The sequence below is a fragment of the Brevibacterium salitolerans genome, assembly GCF_039531405.1.
Classification (GTDB): Bacteria; Actinomycetota; Actinomycetes; order Actinomycetales; family Brevibacteriaceae; genus Brevibacterium; species Brevibacterium salitolerans.
In genome coordinates this window covers 349,743-368,634 of record NZ_BAAAPZ010000008.1, presented here as the reverse complement: position 1 = coordinate 368,634, position 18,892 = coordinate 349,743, and the positions used below count along the sequence as shown (strand labels likewise).

The 18,892-nt window shown below is 69.3% G+C and carries 17 protein-coding genes; 3 read left to right on the top strand and 14 right to left on the bottom strand.

What is annotated here, in order from left to right:
• Positions 1 to 69: 69 nt before the first annotated feature.
• From ABD240_RS11665 to ABD240_RS11655, 3 genes are all read right to left on the bottom strand, one after another.
• Positions 70 to 1,026: a bifunctional methylenetetrahydrofolate dehydrogenase/methenyltetrahydrofolate cyclohydrolase gene (locus ABD240_RS11665; RefSeq protein WP_344337370.1), complete on the bottom strand. Its 957-nt coding sequence runs from the start codon at positions 1,024 to 1,026 to the stop codon at positions 70 to 72.
• Positions 1,026 to 2,309, bottom strand: a complete 1,284-nt coding sequence (gene glyA, locus ABD240_RS11660) for a serine hydroxymethyltransferase (RefSeq protein ID WP_291794950.1) — start codon at positions 2,307 to 2,309, stop codon at positions 1,026 to 1,028. Before glyA ends, ABD240_RS11665 begins: the two co-directional genes overlap by 1 nt.
• Before the next feature lie 260 nt (positions 2,310 to 2,569).
• Positions 2,570 to 3,883: an MFS transporter gene (locus tag ABD240_RS11655; protein ID WP_291794995.1), complete on the bottom strand. Its 1,314-nt coding sequence runs from the start codon at positions 3,881 to 3,883 to the stop codon at positions 2,570 to 2,572.
• Between the two features lie 67 nt (positions 3,884 to 3,950).
• Between ABD240_RS11655 and ABD240_RS11650 the strand changes: the two genes are divergently transcribed.
• Positions 3,951 to 4,451, top strand: coding sequence for a winged helix-turn-helix transcriptional regulator (locus ABD240_RS11650; protein WP_344337368.1), 501 nt, complete (start codon positions 3,951 to 3,953; stop codon positions 4,449 to 4,451).
• Here ABD240_RS11650 and ABD240_RS11645 read toward each other — a convergent pair.
• From ABD240_RS11645 to ABD240_RS11610, 8 genes are all read right to left on the bottom strand, one after another.
• On the bottom strand, positions 4,415 to 5,476 hold the full coding sequence (locus ABD240_RS11645) for a CPBP family glutamic-type intramembrane protease (protein WP_291794954.1): 1,062 nt from the start codon (positions 5,474 to 5,476) through the stop codon (positions 4,415 to 4,417). The two genes, ABD240_RS11650 and ABD240_RS11645, sit on opposite strands and share 37 nt — an antisense overlap.
• 191 nt (positions 5,477 to 5,667) lie before the next feature.
• On the bottom strand, positions 5,668 to 6,867 hold the full coding sequence (locus ABD240_RS11640; protein WP_344337365.1) for a phenylacetate--CoA ligase family protein: 1,200 nt from the start codon (positions 6,865 to 6,867) through the stop codon (positions 5,668 to 5,670).
• A gap of 12 nt (positions 6,868 to 6,879) precedes the next feature.
• A complete protein-coding gene (locus tag ABD240_RS11635) occupies positions 6,880 to 7,725 on the bottom strand; it encodes an ABC transporter ATP-binding protein (protein ID WP_291794958.1) in 846 nt (281 codons plus the stop codon).
• Positions 7,722 to 8,918: an ABC transporter substrate-binding protein gene (locus ABD240_RS11630; RefSeq protein WP_344337363.1), complete on the bottom strand. Its 1,197-nt coding sequence runs from the start codon at positions 8,916 to 8,918 to the stop codon at positions 7,722 to 7,724. The genes ABD240_RS11635 and ABD240_RS11630 overlap by 4 nt, the downstream gene beginning before the upstream one ends.
• A 79-nt stretch (positions 8,919 to 8,997) precedes the next feature.
• On the bottom strand, positions 8,998 to 10,059 hold the full coding sequence (locus ABD240_RS11625) for a branched-chain amino acid ABC transporter permease (RefSeq protein ID WP_291794962.1): 1,062 nt from the start codon (positions 10,057 to 10,059) through the stop codon (positions 8,998 to 9,000).
• Positions 10,060 to 10,063: 4 nt separating this feature from the next.
• Positions 10,064 to 10,936 carry a branched-chain amino acid ABC transporter permease gene (locus tag ABD240_RS11620; protein WP_291794965.1) on the bottom strand — a complete coding sequence of 291 codons (873 nt, stop codon included), beginning with the start codon at positions 10,934 to 10,936 and terminating at the stop codon, positions 10,064 to 10,066.
• On the bottom strand, positions 10,933 to 12,984 hold the full coding sequence (locus tag ABD240_RS11615) for an AMP-binding protein (RefSeq protein ID WP_344337360.1): 2,052 nt from the start codon (positions 12,982 to 12,984) through the stop codon (positions 10,933 to 10,935). The genes ABD240_RS11620 and ABD240_RS11615 overlap by 4 nt, the downstream gene beginning before the upstream one ends.
• The gene (locus ABD240_RS11610) at positions 12,981 to 13,868 is read right to left on the bottom strand and encodes an ABC transporter ATP-binding protein (RefSeq protein ID WP_291794969.1); all 888 of its coding nucleotides are present in this window, start codon (positions 13,866 to 13,868) and stop codon (positions 12,981 to 12,983) included. The genes ABD240_RS11615 and ABD240_RS11610 overlap by 4 nt, the downstream gene beginning before the upstream one ends.
• Before the next feature lie 203 nt (positions 13,869 to 14,071).
• On the opposite strand from ABD240_RS11610, the gene ABD240_RS11605 reads away from it, so the two are divergent.
• Together ABD240_RS11605 and ABD240_RS11600 are read left to right on the top strand one after the other, a co-directional pair.
• The gene (locus ABD240_RS11605; RefSeq protein ID WP_344337357.1) at positions 14,072 to 14,812 is read left to right on the top strand and encodes an IclR family transcriptional regulator; all 741 of its coding nucleotides are present in this window, start codon (positions 14,072 to 14,074) and stop codon (positions 14,810 to 14,812) included.
• Entirely contained in the window at positions 14,805 to 16,586 is a 1,782-nt protein-coding gene (locus ABD240_RS11600; RefSeq protein WP_344337355.1) for an AMP-binding protein, read from the top strand. Before ABD240_RS11605 ends, ABD240_RS11600 begins: the two co-directional genes overlap by 8 nt.
• 126 nt (positions 16,587 to 16,712) lie before the next feature.
• On the opposite strand, the gene rplQ is transcribed toward ABD240_RS11600, so the two are convergent.
• From rplQ to rpsK, 3 genes are all read right to left on the bottom strand, one after another.
• On the bottom strand, positions 16,713 to 17,237 hold the full coding sequence (gene rplQ, locus ABD240_RS11595) for a 50S ribosomal protein L17 (protein WP_344337353.1): 525 nt from the start codon (positions 17,235 to 17,237) through the stop codon (positions 16,713 to 16,715).
• Positions 17,238 to 17,287: 50 nt separating this feature from the next.
• Positions 17,288 to 18,286, bottom strand: coding sequence for a DNA-directed RNA polymerase subunit alpha (locus tag ABD240_RS11590; protein WP_291794977.1), 999 nt, complete (start codon positions 18,284 to 18,286; stop codon positions 17,288 to 17,290).
• 173 nt (positions 18,287 to 18,459) lie between these two features.
• Positions 18,460 to 18,861 (bottom strand): 30S ribosomal protein S11, encoded by a 402-nt coding sequence (gene rpsK / locus ABD240_RS11585; protein ID WP_291794979.1) that lies wholly within the window; start codon positions 18,859 to 18,861, stop codon positions 18,460 to 18,462.
• Positions 18,862 to 18,892: the final 31 nt, after the last annotated feature.

Sequence of the window (18,892 nt, the reverse complement as noted above, 5' to 3'; positions counted from 1 at the left end):
GCCCCTCCGCATCGCAAAGGCTCGGGCGCCTCACGCAATTGCGTGAGGCGCCCGAGCCTTCGTGCTTGGTCAGGACTGCGCTGCGGCCTGCCTCTCCGCGATCTCCACGACGTTGACCAGCAGCATGGCGCGCGTCATGGGTCCCACGCCTCCCGGGTTCGGGGTGTAGTACGCGGCGTGTGCACGAGCGGCCCTGTCGATGTCGCCCACGACCTTGGACTTCCCCGTCTCCGGATCCGTCTCCCGGGAGACGCCCACGTCCACGAGGACCGCTCCGGGCTTCACCATGTCCGCCGTGACGATGCCCGCCTGACCGGCCGCCGCGACGATGACATCGGCCTGCTTCACCAGCTCCGGCAGGTTCTGCGTGCCGGTGTGCGTGAGCGTGACGGTGGCGTTGACGTCCTTGCGCGTGAGCAGCAGGCCGATGGGCCGGCCCACGGTCACGCCGCGGCCGAGGACGACGACGTGCTTGCCGTCGAGCTCCACGCCGTGGCGCGAGAGCAGCTCGACGATCCCGTGCGGCGTGCACGGCAGCGGGGTGTCGATCTCCTCGCGGATCCGCAGCACCAGGCTGCCCAGGTTCTGCGGGTGGAGGCCGTCCGCGTCCTTGGCCGGATCGATGAGACCCAGCACGCGGTTCTCGTCGATGCCCTTGGGAAGCGGCAGCTGGACGATGTAGCCGGTGCACTCGGGGTTCTCGTTGAGGCGCTGCACAGCCGCCTCGATGTCCTCCTGCGTGGCCGTGGCCGGCAGGTCCTCACGGATGGAGGCGATGCCGATCTCCGCGCAGTCGCGGTGCTTGCCCGCCACATACCACTGCGAGCCGGGGTCCTCCCCCACCAGCAGCGTGCCCAGCCCCGCGCGCACGCCCTTCTCCCCGAGCGCCTGCACGCGCGCGGCGAGCTCGGTCTTGATCGCGGCGGCGGTGGCCTTGCCGTCGAGCTTCACGGCGCCGCCGTCCGCTGCGGCTCCCTCCGCCGAGGCCGCAGCCGGCGCCTCGGGCACGTTCTGCTCCTGCGCCATCAGTACTGCTCCAGACCTTCGTAGAGCGGGAAGCCGTCCGTGAGCGTGAGGACCCGGGCGCGCAGCGCCTGCGCGTCGGCACCGGGCTTGAGCGCCTGGGCGATGATGTCCGCGACCTCGGTGAACTCCTCCGGCCCGAACCCGCGGGAGGCGAGCGCCGGGGTGCCGATCCGCAGCCCGGAGGTGACCATCGGCGGCCGGGGATCGAACGGGACGGAGTTCCGGTTGACGGTGATGCCCACCTCGTGGAGGAGGTCCTCGGCCTGCTGGCCGTCGAGCGGCGAGTTGCGCAGGTCCACGAGGACGAGGTGCACGTCGGTGCCGCCGGTGAGCACCTGGACACCGGCCTCGGCGACGTCGGCCTCCTGGAGCCTGTCCGCGAGGATGCGGGCGCCCTCGAGCGTGCGCTCCTGCTTGGCCCTGAACTCCGCCTCCGCCGCGAGCTTGAAGGCCACGGCCTTGGCCGCGACCACGTGCATGAGCGGTCCGCCCTGCTGGCCGGGGAACACCGCGGAGTTGAGCTTCTTCGCGTTCGCCTCGTCACGCGAGAGGATGAAGCCGGAGCGGGGTCCGCCGATCGTCTTGTGCACCGTGGAGGAGACCACGTCTGCGATCGGGACGGGGTTGGGGTGCAGGCCGGCGGCCACGAGACCCGCGAAGTGCGCCATGTCGACCCACAGGGTCGCGCCCACCTCGTCCGCGATGGAGCGGAACGCCTCGAAGTCCAGCTGGCGGGGGTACGCGGACCAGCCGGCCACGATGACCTTGGGGCGGTGCTCGAGTGCGCGCTTGCGGACCACGTCCATGTCGATCCGGTGGGTGGCGGGGTCCACCTCGTAGGAGGCCACGTCGTAGAGGCGTCCGGAGAAGTTGATCTTCATGCCGTGCGTGAGGTGGCCGCCGTGCGCCAGCTCGAGTCCGAGCATCTTGTCCCCGGCGCGCGCGAAGGCGTGCATGACGGCAGCGTTCGCGGAGGCACCGGAATGGGGCTGCACGTTCGCATAGGCGGCCCCGAACAGGCTCTTGGCGCGCTCGATCGCGAGGTTCTCCGCGACGTCGACGTACTCGCAGCCGCCGTAGTAGCGGCGACCGGGGTAGCCCTCCGCGTACTTGTTGGTCAGCACGGAGCCCTGCACCTGCAGGACGGAGCGGGGCACGAAGTTCTCCGAGGCGATCATCTCGAGCGTGCCGCGCTGGCGTCCCAGCTCCTGGTCGAGGACCTGTGCGATCTCCGGATCGATGTCGGCGAGGCCTGCGTTCAGCGCAGACGGAGCGTCGGTCATATGGGCACTCTCCTGGGGTGAGCAGTGGAATCGGTGAGCGTGGCGGCCCGTACTCCGCCTGTGGCTAGGTTAACAGCGAATCGCCCTGATATATCAGTCTATTCCCCAGATGTTATGTGCTGAGAAGGCCGACCTCCCCGGCGGCAGCACGCCCGGTCCTGCCGCGGGCACGCCCGGCCCCCGCTGCGGACGCGCGTCACGTGCACGCTGAGCCTGCCGCGCACGCTCGCGCTCGTGGCGCGAGCGCGTGCTCAGTCCGCTCAGCGCATCTGCACGGGGTCGGCCACTCCCGCCGCGGGACGGGAGCGCGCGAGGACGGACAGCACCGCCGCGACCACGCACAGTGCGGCTCCTCCCCAGAACGCGTAGGAGTAGGTGCCGAACACGTCACGGATCACTCCCGCCCCCAGAGCGGCCACCGCCGCACCGATCTGATGTGCGGCGAACACCCAGCCGAACACGATGGTGCCGCGATCGCCGAAGACCTGCCGGCACAGCGCCGCGGTGGGCGGGACCGTCGCGACCCAGTCGAGGCCGTAGATGACGACGAAGACGACGATGCTGGGGCTGACCTCGTGCGAGAGCAGCCACGGCAGCAGAAGCAGGCTGAGTCCGCGGAAGGTGTAGTAGATCGCCAGCAGCTTCCGGGAGTCGAACCTGTCCGTGAGCCACCCGGACACCACGGTGCCGGCGATGTCGAAGACGCCCACGGCCGCCAGCAGGCTCGCCGCCGCAGTGGTGGACATCCCGTGGTCGTGGGCGGAGGGGATGAAGTGGATGCCGATGAGGCCGTTCGTCGTGGCGCCGCAGATGGCGAAGGCGAGCGCCAGCGCCCAGAACGCGCGATGCCTCACGGCGAAGGCCAGGCCCTCCAGCGCCCGTCCGACCGCGCCGCCCGCCGCGCGTTCGAGCGCCTCATAGCTCGCCGGCTCCGCACCGTACGGGAGAACTCCGCGGTCCTCCGGGTAGTCGCGCATCACCAGCCAGACGAAGGGGATGACGAGGAGCGCGGCGCCGGCGATGACGAAGGAGGCGGGCCTCCAGCCCACGTTCTCCGCGAGGGCCGCCACCGGCGGCAGGATCACCAGCTGTCCGGTCGCGGAGCCGGCGGTGAGGATCCCCATGACCAGGCCTCGGCGGCGGACGAACCAGCGGTGGGCGACAGTGGCGGCGAGCACCAGGGCCATCGCACCCGTGCCGAACCCGATGAGCAGGCCCCAGAACACGATGAGCTGCCACGAGGCCGTCATGACGACGCTGCCGCCCGCCCCCAGCGCCACCAGACCCAGTGCCGCGGAGATGACCTGGCGGATGCCGAAGCGGTCCATGAGCGCTGCGGCGAAGGGGGCGACGAGTCCGAAGAGGAGCAGGTTGATGCTCACCGCCAGGGACATGGTCCCCATCGACCAGCCGAACTCCTCGTGGAGCGGCACCATGAGCGCACCGGGTGCCGCACGGAAGCCGGCCGCTCCGATGAGCGCGAGGAACGCCACCGCCGCCACCCACCATGCGGGGTGGATGCGACTCCCGCGCGGGGCGCCTGCTGAAGCGGGAATGCCGGAGGAGGTGCGCATCGCCGTCGCTTTCTTCAAGAAAGTATTACCCTGGGAGAGTACGTGGAACCGAGGCGGAAGGGAAGCCATGCCGCTGCGATCCGACTGGTCCGAGGCGCTGTGCCCCGTCCAGCGCGCCCTGGAGGTCGTGGGGGACCCGTGGGTCCTGCTCATCGTCCGCAACGTGCTCCACGGCAACGGGCGCTTCGAGGCGCTGCGCGCGAGCCTGGGGATCTCCGAGGCGGTGCTGAGCCGGCGCCTGCACGGCATGGTGGAGGCAGGCCTGCTCACGCGGGCGGAGTACTCCATCGGCAACCGCACGCGGTGGGGCTATGCCGCGACCGAGGCCGCCGCCGAGCTCCTGCCCATCCTGCAGCAGCTCGCCCTGTGGGGTGAGAAGCACACTCCCCTGCCCGCCGCGGGGGCGCACATGGCGATGGTCCACGAGACCTGCGGGAGCGAGACCCGGCAGGGTCAGATCTGCAGCACCTGCGGGGAGGCCATGGCGAGCGAGGAGATGATCTGGGTCAAACCGTGGAAGGGTTCCCGCGATCACCTGGTGGGTCCCGGCGTCGTCGTTCCCGGTTGAGAGCGAGCCGGCCCGCCGGCCTCCTGCCCGCCGACGGGTGCGATGACGAGGGCGGCGCTCACGAGGAGCACGGCGGTGATGCCGGTGACGGCCCAGAGCGCCTCCGGACCGAGCTCCGCGCCGTTCGCCGCAAGGTTGACGGCGGTGAACGGCAGAGCGTGCGCGAACACGGCCGGCCAGACGCACGCCCACCGTGCGGCGAGAGCGGAGAGGAACAGGCTCAGCGGCGGCAGGGCCGCTGTGAGGGCGACCGCGGTGGAGGGTTCGACGGAGCCCTCCGCCGCATAGGCCCAGTGGAGCGGGATGTGGAACGCCGTCCATGCGACTGCGACGAGGACGGCCGAGCCCCAGAACCCCAGCGGTGAGAGCACGGCGGGCAGATGCCAGCGCCAGACGACCTCCTCCCCCAGCGTGCTCATGGCGAAGACCACGGAGACGGGGACCATCATGAGCAGCGCGGGCACGAGCGCGGCCGCCGGCTGGACCCGGATGGCGCCCAGGGACTGGCTGAGGGCGGCGGCGAGGAGATAGACGCCGGTGAGCAGCAGCATCGCCAGCACACTCGTCCCGACGATGTGGAGCAGCGGTCGCCTGCGAGCCGGCCACAGCCCCCACCAGCGCACGAGTTCCCGTCCGAGGCCGGCCGCACCGAACCGCCGGCCGCCACCGGGTTCAGGCCTCGCCGGCGGTGCAGAGGCCCGCGGATCCCGGAATCCGGCGTTCGCGCCACCCGCGTCCGCGACCGCGTCGCCCATACCCCTCGGCCTCTGCGGGCCGCACAGGAGGGCGATCACTCCGAGCGAGACGAGGGCGGGTATCCAGCGACCGAACAGGACCGCGCCCGTCGGCACGGGCGTATCCGTGAGGACGAACCCCACGCAGACCAGTCCGAGCCCGGCGAGCGAGCCCCCGGCCAGGAGCAGCGCAGCCGTGGCCCGCACGCCGAGGCCGCCCGCGGCGGGGAGCGCGGAGGCGAGGTGCGGGGCCCGGCCTGCGGTGGACGGAAGCTCGGCTGCTGTGCTCATGGCTCCACGCTATGAGCGAGCATGCGGCTCGCTCACTGGAGACGTCCAGAAACCGCATGGGGGTTTTCCCCACCTCGCACAGGCGGCTTCCATCAGGCGCAGTGCCTCCACCGGGCGCGGAGCACCCGGACAGCGGCCCGCTTCCCACGCCGCGCCCATACCCTCGGACACGACGGAGGGGCTGCTCCCGCTCAGTCCCAGGTGCGGCGGTCGACGATGAGCTCGTCGCCCTCCCACGCCTCGACTGCACGCACCTCGGCCCGGAACCGCAGCTGCGTCCGGATGCGCTCCGCGACCTCCGCCAGCACGGCCTCGGCGGACTCCGCGTCTCCCGCGGCCGGCACGGCCTCACAGACCACGGCATCCCTGTGCTGCTCCCGGTCGATGACGAACCGCAGGGCCGCCACCCTCGGCAGGCTGCTCACCACGGTCCTGATCTGCGCGGGGTGCAGGAACATGCCGCGCACCTTCACGGCCTGCCCCACACGACCCAGCACCCCGACCAGCCGTCGCCTCCCGGCGGAGTCCGTCATCGGCGCACCCGAGTCATCGAGCACCCACGCCGAGAGATCCCCCGTTCCGAATCTCACGAGGGGTGCCATCTCCCGCACGAGGCTGACGACCACTTCCCCCTCCCCCGCATCCAGCGGCTCGCCGGTGCCGATCCCGCAGACGGCGACGACGATCCCCGCGCCCTGCACCATCCCCGGGCCCTCGCCGTCCTCGTAGGAGATCAGCCCGGCCTCGGCGGAGCCGTACGCCATGCGGACGATGGGCACGCAGCGTTCGAGCTCCGCACGCAGGCTGGGTGGCAGCGGTTCCGCGGTGACCAGTGCGAACTCCACCGGGAAGTCCTCCTCCGTCCCACCGGTGGACAGATGCAGGTCGATGAGCGCCTTGAGATAGCTGGGCAGACCCACGTAGCCGCGCACCTGCAGATCACGGATCGCGTCCACCTGCAGCTGCTGGCTGCCGATGCCTGCGGGCACGACGGTGGCCCCGAACGCAGTGATCGCCTCGTCGAACATGGCCCCCGCCGGCGACAGATGATAGCCGAAGCAGTTGATGACCACGTCTCCTGCTCGCATGCCGGCCGAGGCCAGAGCCTCGCCCCAGCGCCAGGGATCCTCCCCTGCCGGCTGGGCCTCGTAGATGGGGCCCGGCGACTGGAAGATCCGCGCGGGTGCGGGGCCGGAGAGGACGTGGGAGCGTTGGGCCACCATCTCGTCCTTGCTCTGCACCGGCAATGCGTCGAGGTCGGCAGGACTGCGGACCTCCTCCGTGCGCACACCCGCCGCGTCCAGGCGCGCGCGCAGGCCGGGATCGGCGGCCGCTCGGGCGAACGCAGATGCGAAGTCCCCCGTGGTCGCTGCAGCATGATCGACGTGCATCGCTCCTCCTTCTCACAGCCAGCGCTTGCGGCGCTTGTAGTGCTTCACATCGCGGTAGCTCTTCGTGGAGTCGCCGCCGCCGATCCCCAGGTAGAACTCCTTGACGTCCGGATTCTCCGCCAGGGCGGCAGCCGAGTCCTCGAGCATGATGCGGCCCTGCTCCATGATGTAGCCGTGGTGGGCCACGGACAGTGCTGTCCGGGCGTTCTGCTCGATCACCAGCACCGTCAGCCCGGTCTCCGCATTGAGCCGGGCGATGGTCGCGAAGATCTCCTCGACCAGCAGCGGGGCGAGGCCCAGCGAGGGCTCGTCCAGCATGAGCAGTCTGGGGCCGGCCATGAGCGCACGGCCTATCGCCAGCATCTGCTGCTCGCCGCCGGAGAGGAACCCGGCGGTGCGGGTGCGCATGTCCGCCAGCTTGGGGAAGAAGTCGTAGACGAAGTCCAGGGTCTGCTTGGCCTCCCCCGCCTTCGTGTACCCTCCCGCCAGCAGATTGTCCGCGACGGTGAGATGCGGGAACACATGCCGGCCCTCCATGCAGAGGCTCATGCCGTTGCGCACCCGCTCCGGCGCGTCCATGCGCGTGATGTCCTGCCCTCCGAAGACCACCGAACCGCTCGTGACCTCGCCCTGTTCGCTGGGCAGCAGGCCGGAGAGCGCCTTGAGGGTGGTCGACTTGCCTGCGCCGTTGGAGCCCAGGAGAGCCACGATGCTGCCTTCCGGCACCGTGAGCGAGAGCCCGCGGAGCACTAGGATGACCTCGTCGTAGATGACCTCGATGTTGTTGACGCTCAGGAGCGGATCAGGAGTTCCCCTGGCCGCGCTCGCCGGTGCATGCTCCGCTGTCGCCGGGGTCATGGCGTCGCGCCTGCTTCCACCTCGCTGAGCACGCCGTCCTTGATCTCGTAGATGTTCGAGGCCACCGTGCCGCGATGGGAGTCCGCCGAGAACTCCACGGTGCCGTCGCCCAGCACTCCGCCGGTGTCGATGGCCCCCATGCTCTCCAGCGATTCGCGGATCGCCGCACCCGTGAGGTCCTCGCCCGCCTCGAGGGTGTGGGCGATGCCCTCGGCCATGACGTGCATGGCGTACCAGCCCTGTACGAAGCTCACGCCCGCGGCGGAGGGGTCCGTGCCGTTCTCCTCGAGATAGGCCGTGATCTCCGCGTGCCCCGGCTTCTCCGCGGAGAGCGGAGCGATGGGCTGCACCGCCATGTGCCCCTCAGCCGCGTCTCCGGCCGAGGTGGCGAACAGCTCATTGCCGCACCAGTTGAGGCAGACGATCTTCTGGTCGCCGCCCTGGGCGGCGAGGTCGCGGGCCAGCTGCGCCGCAGGGCTCGCCACGTTCTGGATGACGATGTACTCCGCCCCGGCGGCGTCCACCTGGCTGAGCACCCCGGCGAAGTTGGTGGTTCCCGCCGGCATGGCGTGGGAGACGTAGTCGATGTCCAGGCCCTGTTCGTCCACCCACGCTTCGCCGTCGCCCACCGGTGAGGTGCCGAACGGGGAGTCGTGATGCAGCACGGCCACGCTGGTGGGCCCGCCGGCGTCCTCGGCGATCCAGTTCAGCGCCACACGCATCTGGTCCGAATAGGTGGGTGCGATGAGGAAGTTGTAGGGCGACTCCTCAGGATCCGTGAGCTCCTCGGAGAACGAACCCGAGATGAACGGGAGCTCGTCGTTGGCCACGCGCGTGCGCAGCGCCTCGGTGTCGCCGGTGCCCCAGCCCTGGATGGCCACGACCTCGTCATTGAGATACCTGCGGTAGAGCTCCTCCGCCTGCGGGATCTCGTAGGCGTAGTCGTTGGAGATCGCGTTGATCTCCCGGCCGTTGATCCCGCCGTCCGCGTTCCGGTGCGCGACGTAGGCGAGCATGCCCTCGTTGTAGTTGCTGCCCACGTCGCCTGTCGCACCGGAGAGGTCCGCGATCACGCCGATGGGGATGGGTTCGTCCGAGTCCGCGCTGGAGGCCCCGGATCCGCCGCAGGCGCTCAGGACCATGAGCGAGGCGGAGGCGGCAGCCGCTGAGATGAGGAAACGTGAGTGCTTCATTGCTTCTCCTGGTGTGTGCTGTGCCGGTGGCTGAGAGCTCCCGGCTGCGGGTGACGGCGGCCGCGAGGGCCTGCGGGGTTCAGTAGCGGAACGGCCAGAAGCCGAAGAAGTCCTTGATGCGCTGCCAGATGCGGTTGAGCCCCCTCGGTTCGAAGATGAGGAAGACGATGATGACGAGTCCGAAGGCCGCGTGTTCGACCGCCGGCAGCTGGCGGGTGAGGACCGGGGCGATCCCTCCCAGCGCTCCTGCCAGCATGCGGACGAGAACGGGCAGAAGCGTGATGAACACCGCGCCGTAGACCGCCCCGGCCACGGAGCCCATACCGCCCACGATGATCATGGCGAGGTAGCTGATGGAGACGTCGATGGTGAACTTCTCCCAGGAGATGATCTCCGTGTAGTGGGCCAGGAGCGCACCGGCCAGCCCCACATAGGCATTGGACACCGCGAAGGCCGTGAGCTTGGTGCGGGTGAGGTTGACCCCCATCGCCGAGGCCGCGATGTCCTGGTCGCGCACTGCCATGAACGAACGGCCCACCCCGGTGCGGAAGAGGTTGGTGGCGGTCAGCGCCGCGAGCACCGTGAGGATCAGCAGGATCACGTACCACTGCTGCTCGAACGCGGCCCGCTCGATCCTGAGGCCGAACACCTCCAGCCGCGCCACGTCCACGAACCCCTGCCCATCCGTGAGGAACTCCCAGCGCCGCACCACGAAGATGATGAGCATCTGTGATGCCAGCGTGGCAATGGCCAGGTAGAGGCCCTTGAGCCGCAGGGCGGGCAGCCCCACGATCACTCCCACCGCAGAGGTGAGCATGACCGCGCAGAGGATGGACACGGGCGCCGGGAGACCCATGCGGTCGGTGAGGATCGCGGTGGTGAACGCCCCCACCGCCAGGAATCCGCCCTGTCCCAGGGAGATCTGCCCCGTGAAGCCCACCAGGATGTTGAGGCCGATGGCTCCTATCGACGCGATGAGCGCGGTGTTGGCAAGCGCCAGCCAGTAGTTGTCGAGGACGAACGGGAGCGCGCAGGCCACCAGGGCGAGCACCGCCATCCGCACGATCTGCGGCCGGGTGTGCAACAGCCGCAGCTCGGATCGGTAGGAAGCGTGGTGGAGGCCGGTCTCTGCAGCAGGCATCAGTTCAGACCCTTTCGATTCGCTTCTCGCCGAACACGCCGTAGGGCCGCACGAGGAGGACCAGGACGAGCACGATGTACGGGATGACCTCCGCCAGGCCCGGGTCCATGTACCCGGAGACGAACTGGGTGATGAGGCCGATCGTCAGACCGCCCACGATGGTGCCGGGGACGGAGTCGAGGCCGCCCATGATGACGACGGGGAAGACGAGCAGGCCGAAGCTCACGATGTTCATCTCCACCGCCGTGACGTCCGCCAGCAGCACGCCGGCGATGAGCGCGGAGACCGCCGCGAGAGCCCAGGACAGTGCGAACACCCGGCGCACGGAGATGCCCACCGTCATGGCCGCCTGCTGGTCGTCGGCGACCGCGCGCATGGCGACACCGTGACGGGACTTCTGGAAGAACCAGGTGAGCAGCCCGAGGACCAGTCCGCAGATCACGATCACCCACAGGCGGTTGACCGGGACGGTGCCGCCGAGAATGCCCACGGACCCCGTCGGCAGGATCGGGTCCATCGAGCGCGGCTGCGTGCCGAAGAACATCTGGACGATGGCGCCCAGGAGCCCGGAGAGGCCGATGGTCACCATGATGATGGAGATGTGGCTCTGCCCCACCATGGGTCTGAGGATGAGCCTCTCCACCACAGCGCCCACCACCACGGCGACCACCACGCCCACCAGCAGCGCGAGCACCAGCGGCAGCCGCAGGACCGCGAACGCCGTGTAGAAGGAGTACGCGCCGATGAGGAGGAACTCCCCCTGGGCGAAGTTGATCACCCCGGTGGCCTTGTAGATGAGCACGAAGCCCAGTGCGGCGAGCGCCAGGATCGCGCCCTCTGACAGCCCGATGACGAGCAGTGTGACGAATGTGCTCACTTGCGACCACTCCAAACCTGTCTGCGTGCACGGCCGGCGGGCACGGTGAACCCCGCGAGGTCGAAGATGCGCAGGGGCAGCGAACGCTCCGTGACCGTGCCGTCCTGATAGGTGACGGCGGAGCGGATCGTCACGGACTCCTCACCTGCCGAGAGCGCGGCGATGATGTCCGCATACCTCTGTGCGATCACGTTCCGACGGACCTTCCGGGTCCGGGTGATCTCATCGTCGTCCGGATCGAACTGCTTGTGCATGAGGACGAACCGTCCCACCCGGATCCTCTCCAGCAGGTCCTCGTTCGCCTCCGCGATCTCCTCCGCGATGAGGGCGTGGACCTCCGGCTTCGAGGCGAGATCGGTGTAGGTGGTGAACGACAGCTTCTGTGCCTCCGCCCACGCACCCACCGTGGCGGGATCCAGCGTGAGGAGGCCGCACATCACGTCATCGCTCCCACCGCCGTCCGCGCCCGGCTCCAGGCTGCCGCCGGAGAACACGACGGCCTCCTCCACGTACGGGGAGAACTTCAGCTTGTTCTCGATGAACGCATGGGAGTACATGGTGCCGTCGGAGGCGAAGACCACGTCCTTGAGCCGGTCCACCACGACCAGGTGGCCGTCGTCGTCCAGGTACCCCGCGTCCCCGGTGTGCAGCCAGCCCTGGGGAGTGACGACCTCGGCGGTGGCCTCCGGGTTGCGGTGGTAGCCGCGGAACACCGCCGAGGAGCGGAGCATGATCTCCTGTCTCTGACCGAACTGCAGCTCCGTGCCGGGCAGGGGCTGCCCCACCGAGGTGAAGGACACCGCACCGTCCCGGTGCAGGACGGATATGCCGCAGATCTCCGTCTGGCCGTAGATCTGCTTGAGGTTGACCCCCACGGCATGGAAGAAGCGGAAGACGTCCGGTCCCAGCGGGGCACCGCCCGTGTAGCAGCGACGGATCCGGGTGAGGCCCAGCTGCTCACGGACAGGCCGGGTCGCCACCAGATCCGCGAGGACGGCGACGAGGCGCAGCCCCGCCGAGGGGGTCCGGCCCCCGTTGCGTGCCTGTGCGAGCCTGTCCATGACGGAGTACCCCCAGCCGAACAGGCCCCGTTTGAGCGCCCCGGCCTCGTCGATCCGCACCTGCACCTCGGAGAGCATCGACTCCCAGATGCGCGGCGGGGCGAACATGACGTCCGGACCGATCTCCCGCAGGTCCGCCTTCTGGGTGGAGGCGTCCTCGGGGAAGGAGACGGTGAAGCCCGCATGCAGTCCGCAGGCCACCGCCAGCATCTGCTCCCCGATCCAGGCGAAGGGCAGCGTCGACACGTACCGGAAGCGATGGTCGATGGGATCGGCCTCCGTGAGCTGACGCGCCATGGAGAGGAGATTGGCGTGGGAGAGCTCCGCGAGCTTGGGCTTGGAGGTGGTGCCGGACGTCGTGCAGACGACGGCGAGGTCGTCCGGGGAGCCGGCGGCCACCTGCGCGTCCAGCCAGCCGTGCCGGTCCTCTCCCCAGGCGCGGCCGCTGTCCTCCACCGCGGTGAAGTCGAGGAGGATCTCGTCCGTGTACTGCTCGAGCCCGTGCGGGTCGTAGTACACCACCTTCTCCATCCGCACCTCCGGCGGGGCCTCCGCGTGGAGCGCGAGCAGCTTGTCCACCTGCTCCTGGTCCTCCGCCACGACGATGCGTGCCTGAGAGACCTCGAGGACGTGCGTGACCTCCGCGCCGATCGACGTGGGGTAGATGCCCACCACGCTCGCCCCCAGGGACTGCGCCGCGAGCTCCGCGATGAGCCACTCCGGGCGGTTGTCGCCCAGGACCGCGACGATCTCCCCACGCCGCACCCCCAGCTGGGCCAGCCCGTGAGCGAAGTCCCGCACGCGCTCGCGGTACAGCTTCCAGGAGGTGGGCTGCCAGATCCCGTACCGCTTCTCCTGCATGGCGAGCCGGTCCGGATGCTCCGCCGCCAGCCTGTCGAGGAGCTGGGGCATCGTGTGCGCCACGCCGTGCGGCGGCCGGTCTGCGACGAACATGCCCGCTGCCTCGTGCGGGGACACGGCGCTCATGAGGCTGCCCCCACTCCCAGGTAGGCCTCGATGACCTGCGGGTGGACCATGACCTCCGCCGGGGTGCCGTCCGCGATCACCCGGCCGAAGTCGAGGACCGTCACCCGGTCCGAGATGTCCATGACGACGTTCATGTCGTGTTCGATGAGCACGATGGAGACGCCCGCGAGCTCATGGACGTCGAGGATGTAGCGCGCCATGTCCTCCTTCTCCTCCGCGTTCATACCGGCCATGGGCTCGTCGAGGAGGAGGAGAGACGGCTGGAGAGCGAGCGCACGCCCCAGTTCCACCCGCTTCTGGATGCCGTAGGCCAGCGTGCCCACCGGCTTCTGCCGATGCGCCTGGAGCTTGAGCAGGTCGATGACCTCCTCCACGATCTCGCGGTGTTCGATCTCCTGCCTCCGCGCCGGGCCCAGCCACAGCATCGCTGCGAGCACGTTCTGCTTCATGTGGATGTGCCGGCCCAGCATCATGTTCTCCAGCACGGTGAGATGGTCGAACAGTTCGATGTTCTGGAAGCTGCGCGCCACACCGAGCCGGGCGACGCGGTTGGGAGGCAGGCTGGTGAGTCTGCGGTTCTCATAGTGCAGACCTGCGCCCGCACCACTGTCCGGGCCGGTGACGGACTCACCGGCGACGGTCCGCAGCACGATCTCTCCACTGGTGGGCCGGTAGAGGCCGGAGATGCAGTTGAGCAGGGAGGACTTCCCTGCGCCGTTCGGACCGATGACGGAGTGGATCCGGCCCGATTCCACCTCCATCCCCACATCCTTAAGCGCCGTGACTCCCCCGAACCGCAGCGTCAGATCCGTGACGCGGAGCAGGGACTGCCCCGGCGGCATCGAACTGCCGTTGAGGGAATGGCGGTACGCGCGAGTTCTCACGGGTGCTCCTTTGCTTTCCGCGGCGAGGACGTCTTCGCCCATACGCAGGTGTGACCGTCATCACTGAACTTTTTCCAGAATAGAGTTCCACTATGCTGAATGCAATACCTTCATGAGAAACCAGGACGCAGATTGCGGTAGACGTTCTCGGCTCGTATCGTTCCTTCCAGACAGGTTTCCCGGACACCCAGCAAGGAGCGCGCATGCCTACGGACGCCGGCACCCCCAAAGGCGGACTGGGCACGATCAGGAATGCCACGCTCCTCATGGACCTCCTGGCACAGGCTCCGTACATGCACCAGCTCTCCGATCTGGCGCAGCGCTCCGGGATGACCGTGCCCACCGTCCACCGGCTGCTCCGCTCGCTCGTCCATGCCGAGTACGCGGAGCAGGACCCCACCACCTCGAGGTACGGACTGGGCCGGGCCCTCACGCGGCTGGCTGTGCGCCAGATGGAGAACAGTCCGGTGCTCAGCGCACTGAGTCCCTTCCTCTCCTCGCTGCGGGATCAGCTCGACGCGACCGTGGGCGTGCACGTGCTGGTCGCAGGGGACGCCGTCTGCATCGATCAGGTCGAGGCCACGGATCGGGGGCCCTTCCGCCGTCCGCTGCACGCGGGACCCGCGCTGGAGAGCGCTCCCGGCAGGCTGCTCGCGGCGCACGCGCCGGAGACCACCTGGCAGGACGTCCACGCGGCAGCCGCCCCGGACACCGCGGCCGAGTGCGCGCCGCTCCGCGCGGAGTGGCGCGCAGCGGACCATCTCGTGCACCGCTCTGCTGCGCCCGGCGCCTTGGACGAAGTGGCGGTGCCGGTCCGTGCCGTCGACGGGACCGTTGTCGCCGCGCTCAGCGCAGACCTCCCTTCCGATGCGGACGCGGCCCGTTTCGTCCCGCTTCTCACCCGCACCGCGGTCTCCGGTGGAAGGAGCATCCCCCATGCCTGAGCGTCCGGACGAGCACGCACCCGCGCCTGCCCCCGAATGGGTGGCCGCTGCCTCGAGCCTGGACTGGTCCCAGGCCCCGTCGGACGTCATCGGCGCCGACGGCACCTGGTTTCCCGGCGGTCGTCTGGACACGGTCTGGAACCTCGTCCATCGCCACGCCGTCACCCACGGATCGCGCATAGCGGTCCACTGGGAGGGCGAACCCGGCGATCGCCGCTCCCTCACCTATTCCGAGCTCTCCGCCGAGGTCGAGACCATGGCCGTCGCCCTGCGAGACCTCGGGCTCCGCACGGGTGACGTCGTGGCCGTCCACACCAGCTGGCTGCCGGAGACGATCGTGATGATGCTCGCCTGCATGCGGATCGGCGCACCGTGGGCCACCGTGCCCGTCTCGCTCCCGGCAGAGGCTCTGAGCACGCGGATCTCCGAACTCGCCCCCGCCCTCGTCCTCACCCAGGACGGAGCATGGCGCCGCGGTACAGTCATTCCCCTGAAAGCGCGAGCGGATGAAGCGTTGGCCAGCGCGGACAGCGTCGAGCACACAGTTGTGGTCAGACGAACCGGCATGGATGTCCAGTGGTTCCACGGAGACGAATGGTTCAGCGATGTCCGGGCCCGGGTCCGACGTCCGGAGTCGGGGCCGGCAGAGCCGGGCCCCGGCAGCTCGCTGCAGGACCTCCTCTGCATCCGGCAGCTCGCCTCCAGCACCGCCGCGCAGCACCTGGAGCACACACTGGGCGGCATCCTCCTGAACGCGGCGGCCTTCCACACCACTGCCCGCAGCGGTGACACCTTCTGGTGCGCGGGCGATGTCTCATGGGCGGTCTCCTCATGGCACGGGCTGCTGGGACCGCTCCTGTCCGGTGACACCGTCGTCGTGTACGAAGGAACCCTCGACGTCCCCGATCACACCCGGCTGCTCGACATCGCCGAACGGTACCGAGTCTCCACGCTCCTGACGAATCCCGCGGTCATGCGCACCCTCCGCTCGTGGAGGATCGAGACGGACCTCCGAGCCCGCGATACGGCCCTGCGCCACGTCATCACGGCCGGCGAACCCGTCGAGCCCGCGCTGCGCTCCTGGATGCACGCCACATTCACGGACGACGAATGCACCGTCTCGGACGCGTGGGGGCAGATCGAACTCGGTGGGATCGTCTACGCCACCGGTCCGCGCACGGACTACAACCCCGGCGGAGCGATGGCCCTGGGCGAAGGCGGGGTTCCTGTTCCGGAAGGCGGCAGCGGGCAGCTCGTACTCACACGCCCCCTGCCGGGCCGCGTCGTGGGAACCTCTCCGCCGCCGGTCTTCACGGCGCACGGTGAGGTCTCCCCCACAGGCGACGTCGTCGAGGTCTCAGCCGACGGCGGGTTCCGGTTCCACGGCAGAGTCGACGCCGTGGTCTCCGTCGCCGGGCAGCTCGTCTCCCTCGAAGCGGTGGCCCGTGCGCTGCGTGAGCATCCCTACGTGGCGGAGGCCACCGCAGTGCGGCTGCCCCACCACCAGCACGGCAACCGGATCGTGGCATGCGTGGTGACAACCGTGGAGCCCAGCGGAACCACGGCCCATGAACTCGCCAGCACCGTGCGCACCGAGCTCGGCGGACTCGCCAGGCCGCACGCCGTGATCTTCGTCGACCGGATCGACACCGCCCTGGCCCGCACGACCCTCTCGCATGCGCTCGAGACCCTCCTGCCCGAGGCTGCGTGGAGCGTCCTCACCTGGGAGGAGATCACCCACGCCGCGCAGACGATGGACCGTCCCGGCACCTGAACTCCACCGGGCGCGGAGCACCCGGACAGCGGCTCGCTTCCCACGCCGCGCCCATACCCTCGGACACAACGGAGGGGCTGCTCCCGCTCACGCGGGAACAGCCCCTCCGATCAGTCACTCAGACGATCACTTGTCGTCGGCTGCGGCCTGAGCCTCGTCCTCCTGCGGACCGGACTCGACGTCCGGCTCGACGGCCGGGGTCTCCTCCGCCGGAGCCTCCTCCGCCGGAGCGGCCTCGGCGGCGGCAGCGGTCGCGACCTCTGCCTCCTTCACCGTTGCCTGCTTGGGCGAGTAGGGCTCGAGCACGAGCTCGATGACCGCCATGGGGGCGTTGTCGCCCTTGCGGGGGCCGATCTTGGTGATGCGGGTGTAACCGCCCGGACGCTCGGCGACCGCCGGAGCGATCGAGGTGAAGAGCTCGTGGACGATTCCCTTGTCCGTGATCTGCTGGAGCACGCGACGGCGGGCAGCGAGGTCTCCGCGCTTGGCGAAGGTCACGAGGCGCTCAGCCACCGGGCGCAGGCGCTTGGCCTTCGTCACGGTCGTGGTGATGGACTTGTGCTCGAAGAGCTGCGCGGCGAGGTTGTTGAGCATCTTGCGCTCGTGCGCCGGCGAGCCTCCGAGGCGGGGACCCTTGGTGGGGGTGGGCATTGTTCAGTCTCCTTGGAAATTCCTGTGTACCGCGGACGGAACCGCGCAGCTCAGTACTGCTCGTCCTCGACGAAGGACTCGTCCTCCGGATCGGCGTTCTCGCCGTAGCCGGCGGGGCTGTCCTTGAGGCTCAGCCCCAGCTCGCCCAGCTTCTGCCGGACCTCGTCGATGGACTTCGAGCCGAAGTTGCGGATGTCCATGAGGTCGGCCTCGCTCCGAGCGACGAGCTCACCCACGGTGTGGATGCCCTCGCGCTTGAGGCAGTTGTACGAGCGGACGGTGAGATCGAGATCCTCGATCGCGAGCGCGAGGTCTGCGGCCATGGCGGCGTCGACCGGCGAGGGGCCGATCTCGATGCCTTCGGCCTCGACGTTGAGCTCGCGGGCGAGTCCGAACAGCTCGACCAGCGTCTTGCCCGCGGATGCCAGGGCATCCCGCGGGGCGATCGACGGCTTGGTCTCGACATCGACGATGAGGCGGTCGAAGTCGGTGCGCTGCTCGACGCGGGTGGCCTCCACCTTGTAGGTCACCTTGAGCACGGGCGAGTAGATCGAGTCGACGGGGATGCGGCCGATCTCCGCGTCCACGTTCTTGTTCTGCGTGGACGAGACGTAGCCGCGTCCGCGCTCGATCGTGAGCTCGATGTCGAGGCGTCCGGTGTCGTTGAGGCTGGCGATGTACAGCTCAGGGTTGTGGATCTCCACGCCGGCGGGCGCGGAGATGTCTGCGGCGGTGACGGTGTCCGGGCCCTGCTTGCGCAGGTAGGCGACGACCGGCTCGTCGAACTCGGAGGAGACGACGAGGGACTTCAGGTTGAGGAGGAACTCGGTGACGTCCTCCTTGACCCCGGGAACCGTCGAGAACTCATGGAGCACTCCGTCGATCCTGACGCTCGTGACCGAGGCGCCGGGGATGGACGAGAGCAGGGTGCGTCGCAGCGAGTTGCCGAGGGTGTATCCGAATCCGGGCTCCAGGGGCTCGAAGGTGAACCTGGAGCGGCGATCGGAGACGACCTCTTCCGTGAGCGTGGGGCGCTGTGCAATGAGCACGTGGGCTTCCTTTCAGCGGACATCCGCTATATGACGTCCGCGAAGTCGTGAGCGCAGGGCCAATGGGACCTGACTCGAAACGCTAGCGGTAGACGGTCCGGATCAGACCCGACGCCGGTCGCCCGCCCGTGAGGGCAGGACGGCCGGGCACCGAATCGTCCCCGGGCAGCGGCTCAGCCGCGACGACGCTTGGGCGGACGGCAGCCGTTGTGCGGGGTGGGGGTCACGTCCTGGATCGTGCCCAGCTCGAGGCCCGCGGCCTGGAGCGAGCGGATCGCGGTCTCGCGGCCGGAGCCGGGGCCCTTGACGAAGACGTCGACCTTCTTGAGGCCGTGCTCCTGCGCGCGGCGGGCTGCGGACTCCGCCGCCATCTGCGCTGCGTAGGGGGTCGACTTGCGCGAACCCTTGAAGCCCACCTCACCCGAAGACGCCCACGAGATCACGGCGCCGGAGGGATCCGTGATGGAGACGATGGTGTTGTTGAACGTGGACTTGATGTGTGCCTGGCCGGCGACGATGTTCTTCTTCTGCCCGCGGCGAGGCTTGCGCGCTGCTGCGCGTGACTTGGGAGGCATTCTTCACAAACTCCTGATCGATGCGTTCGAG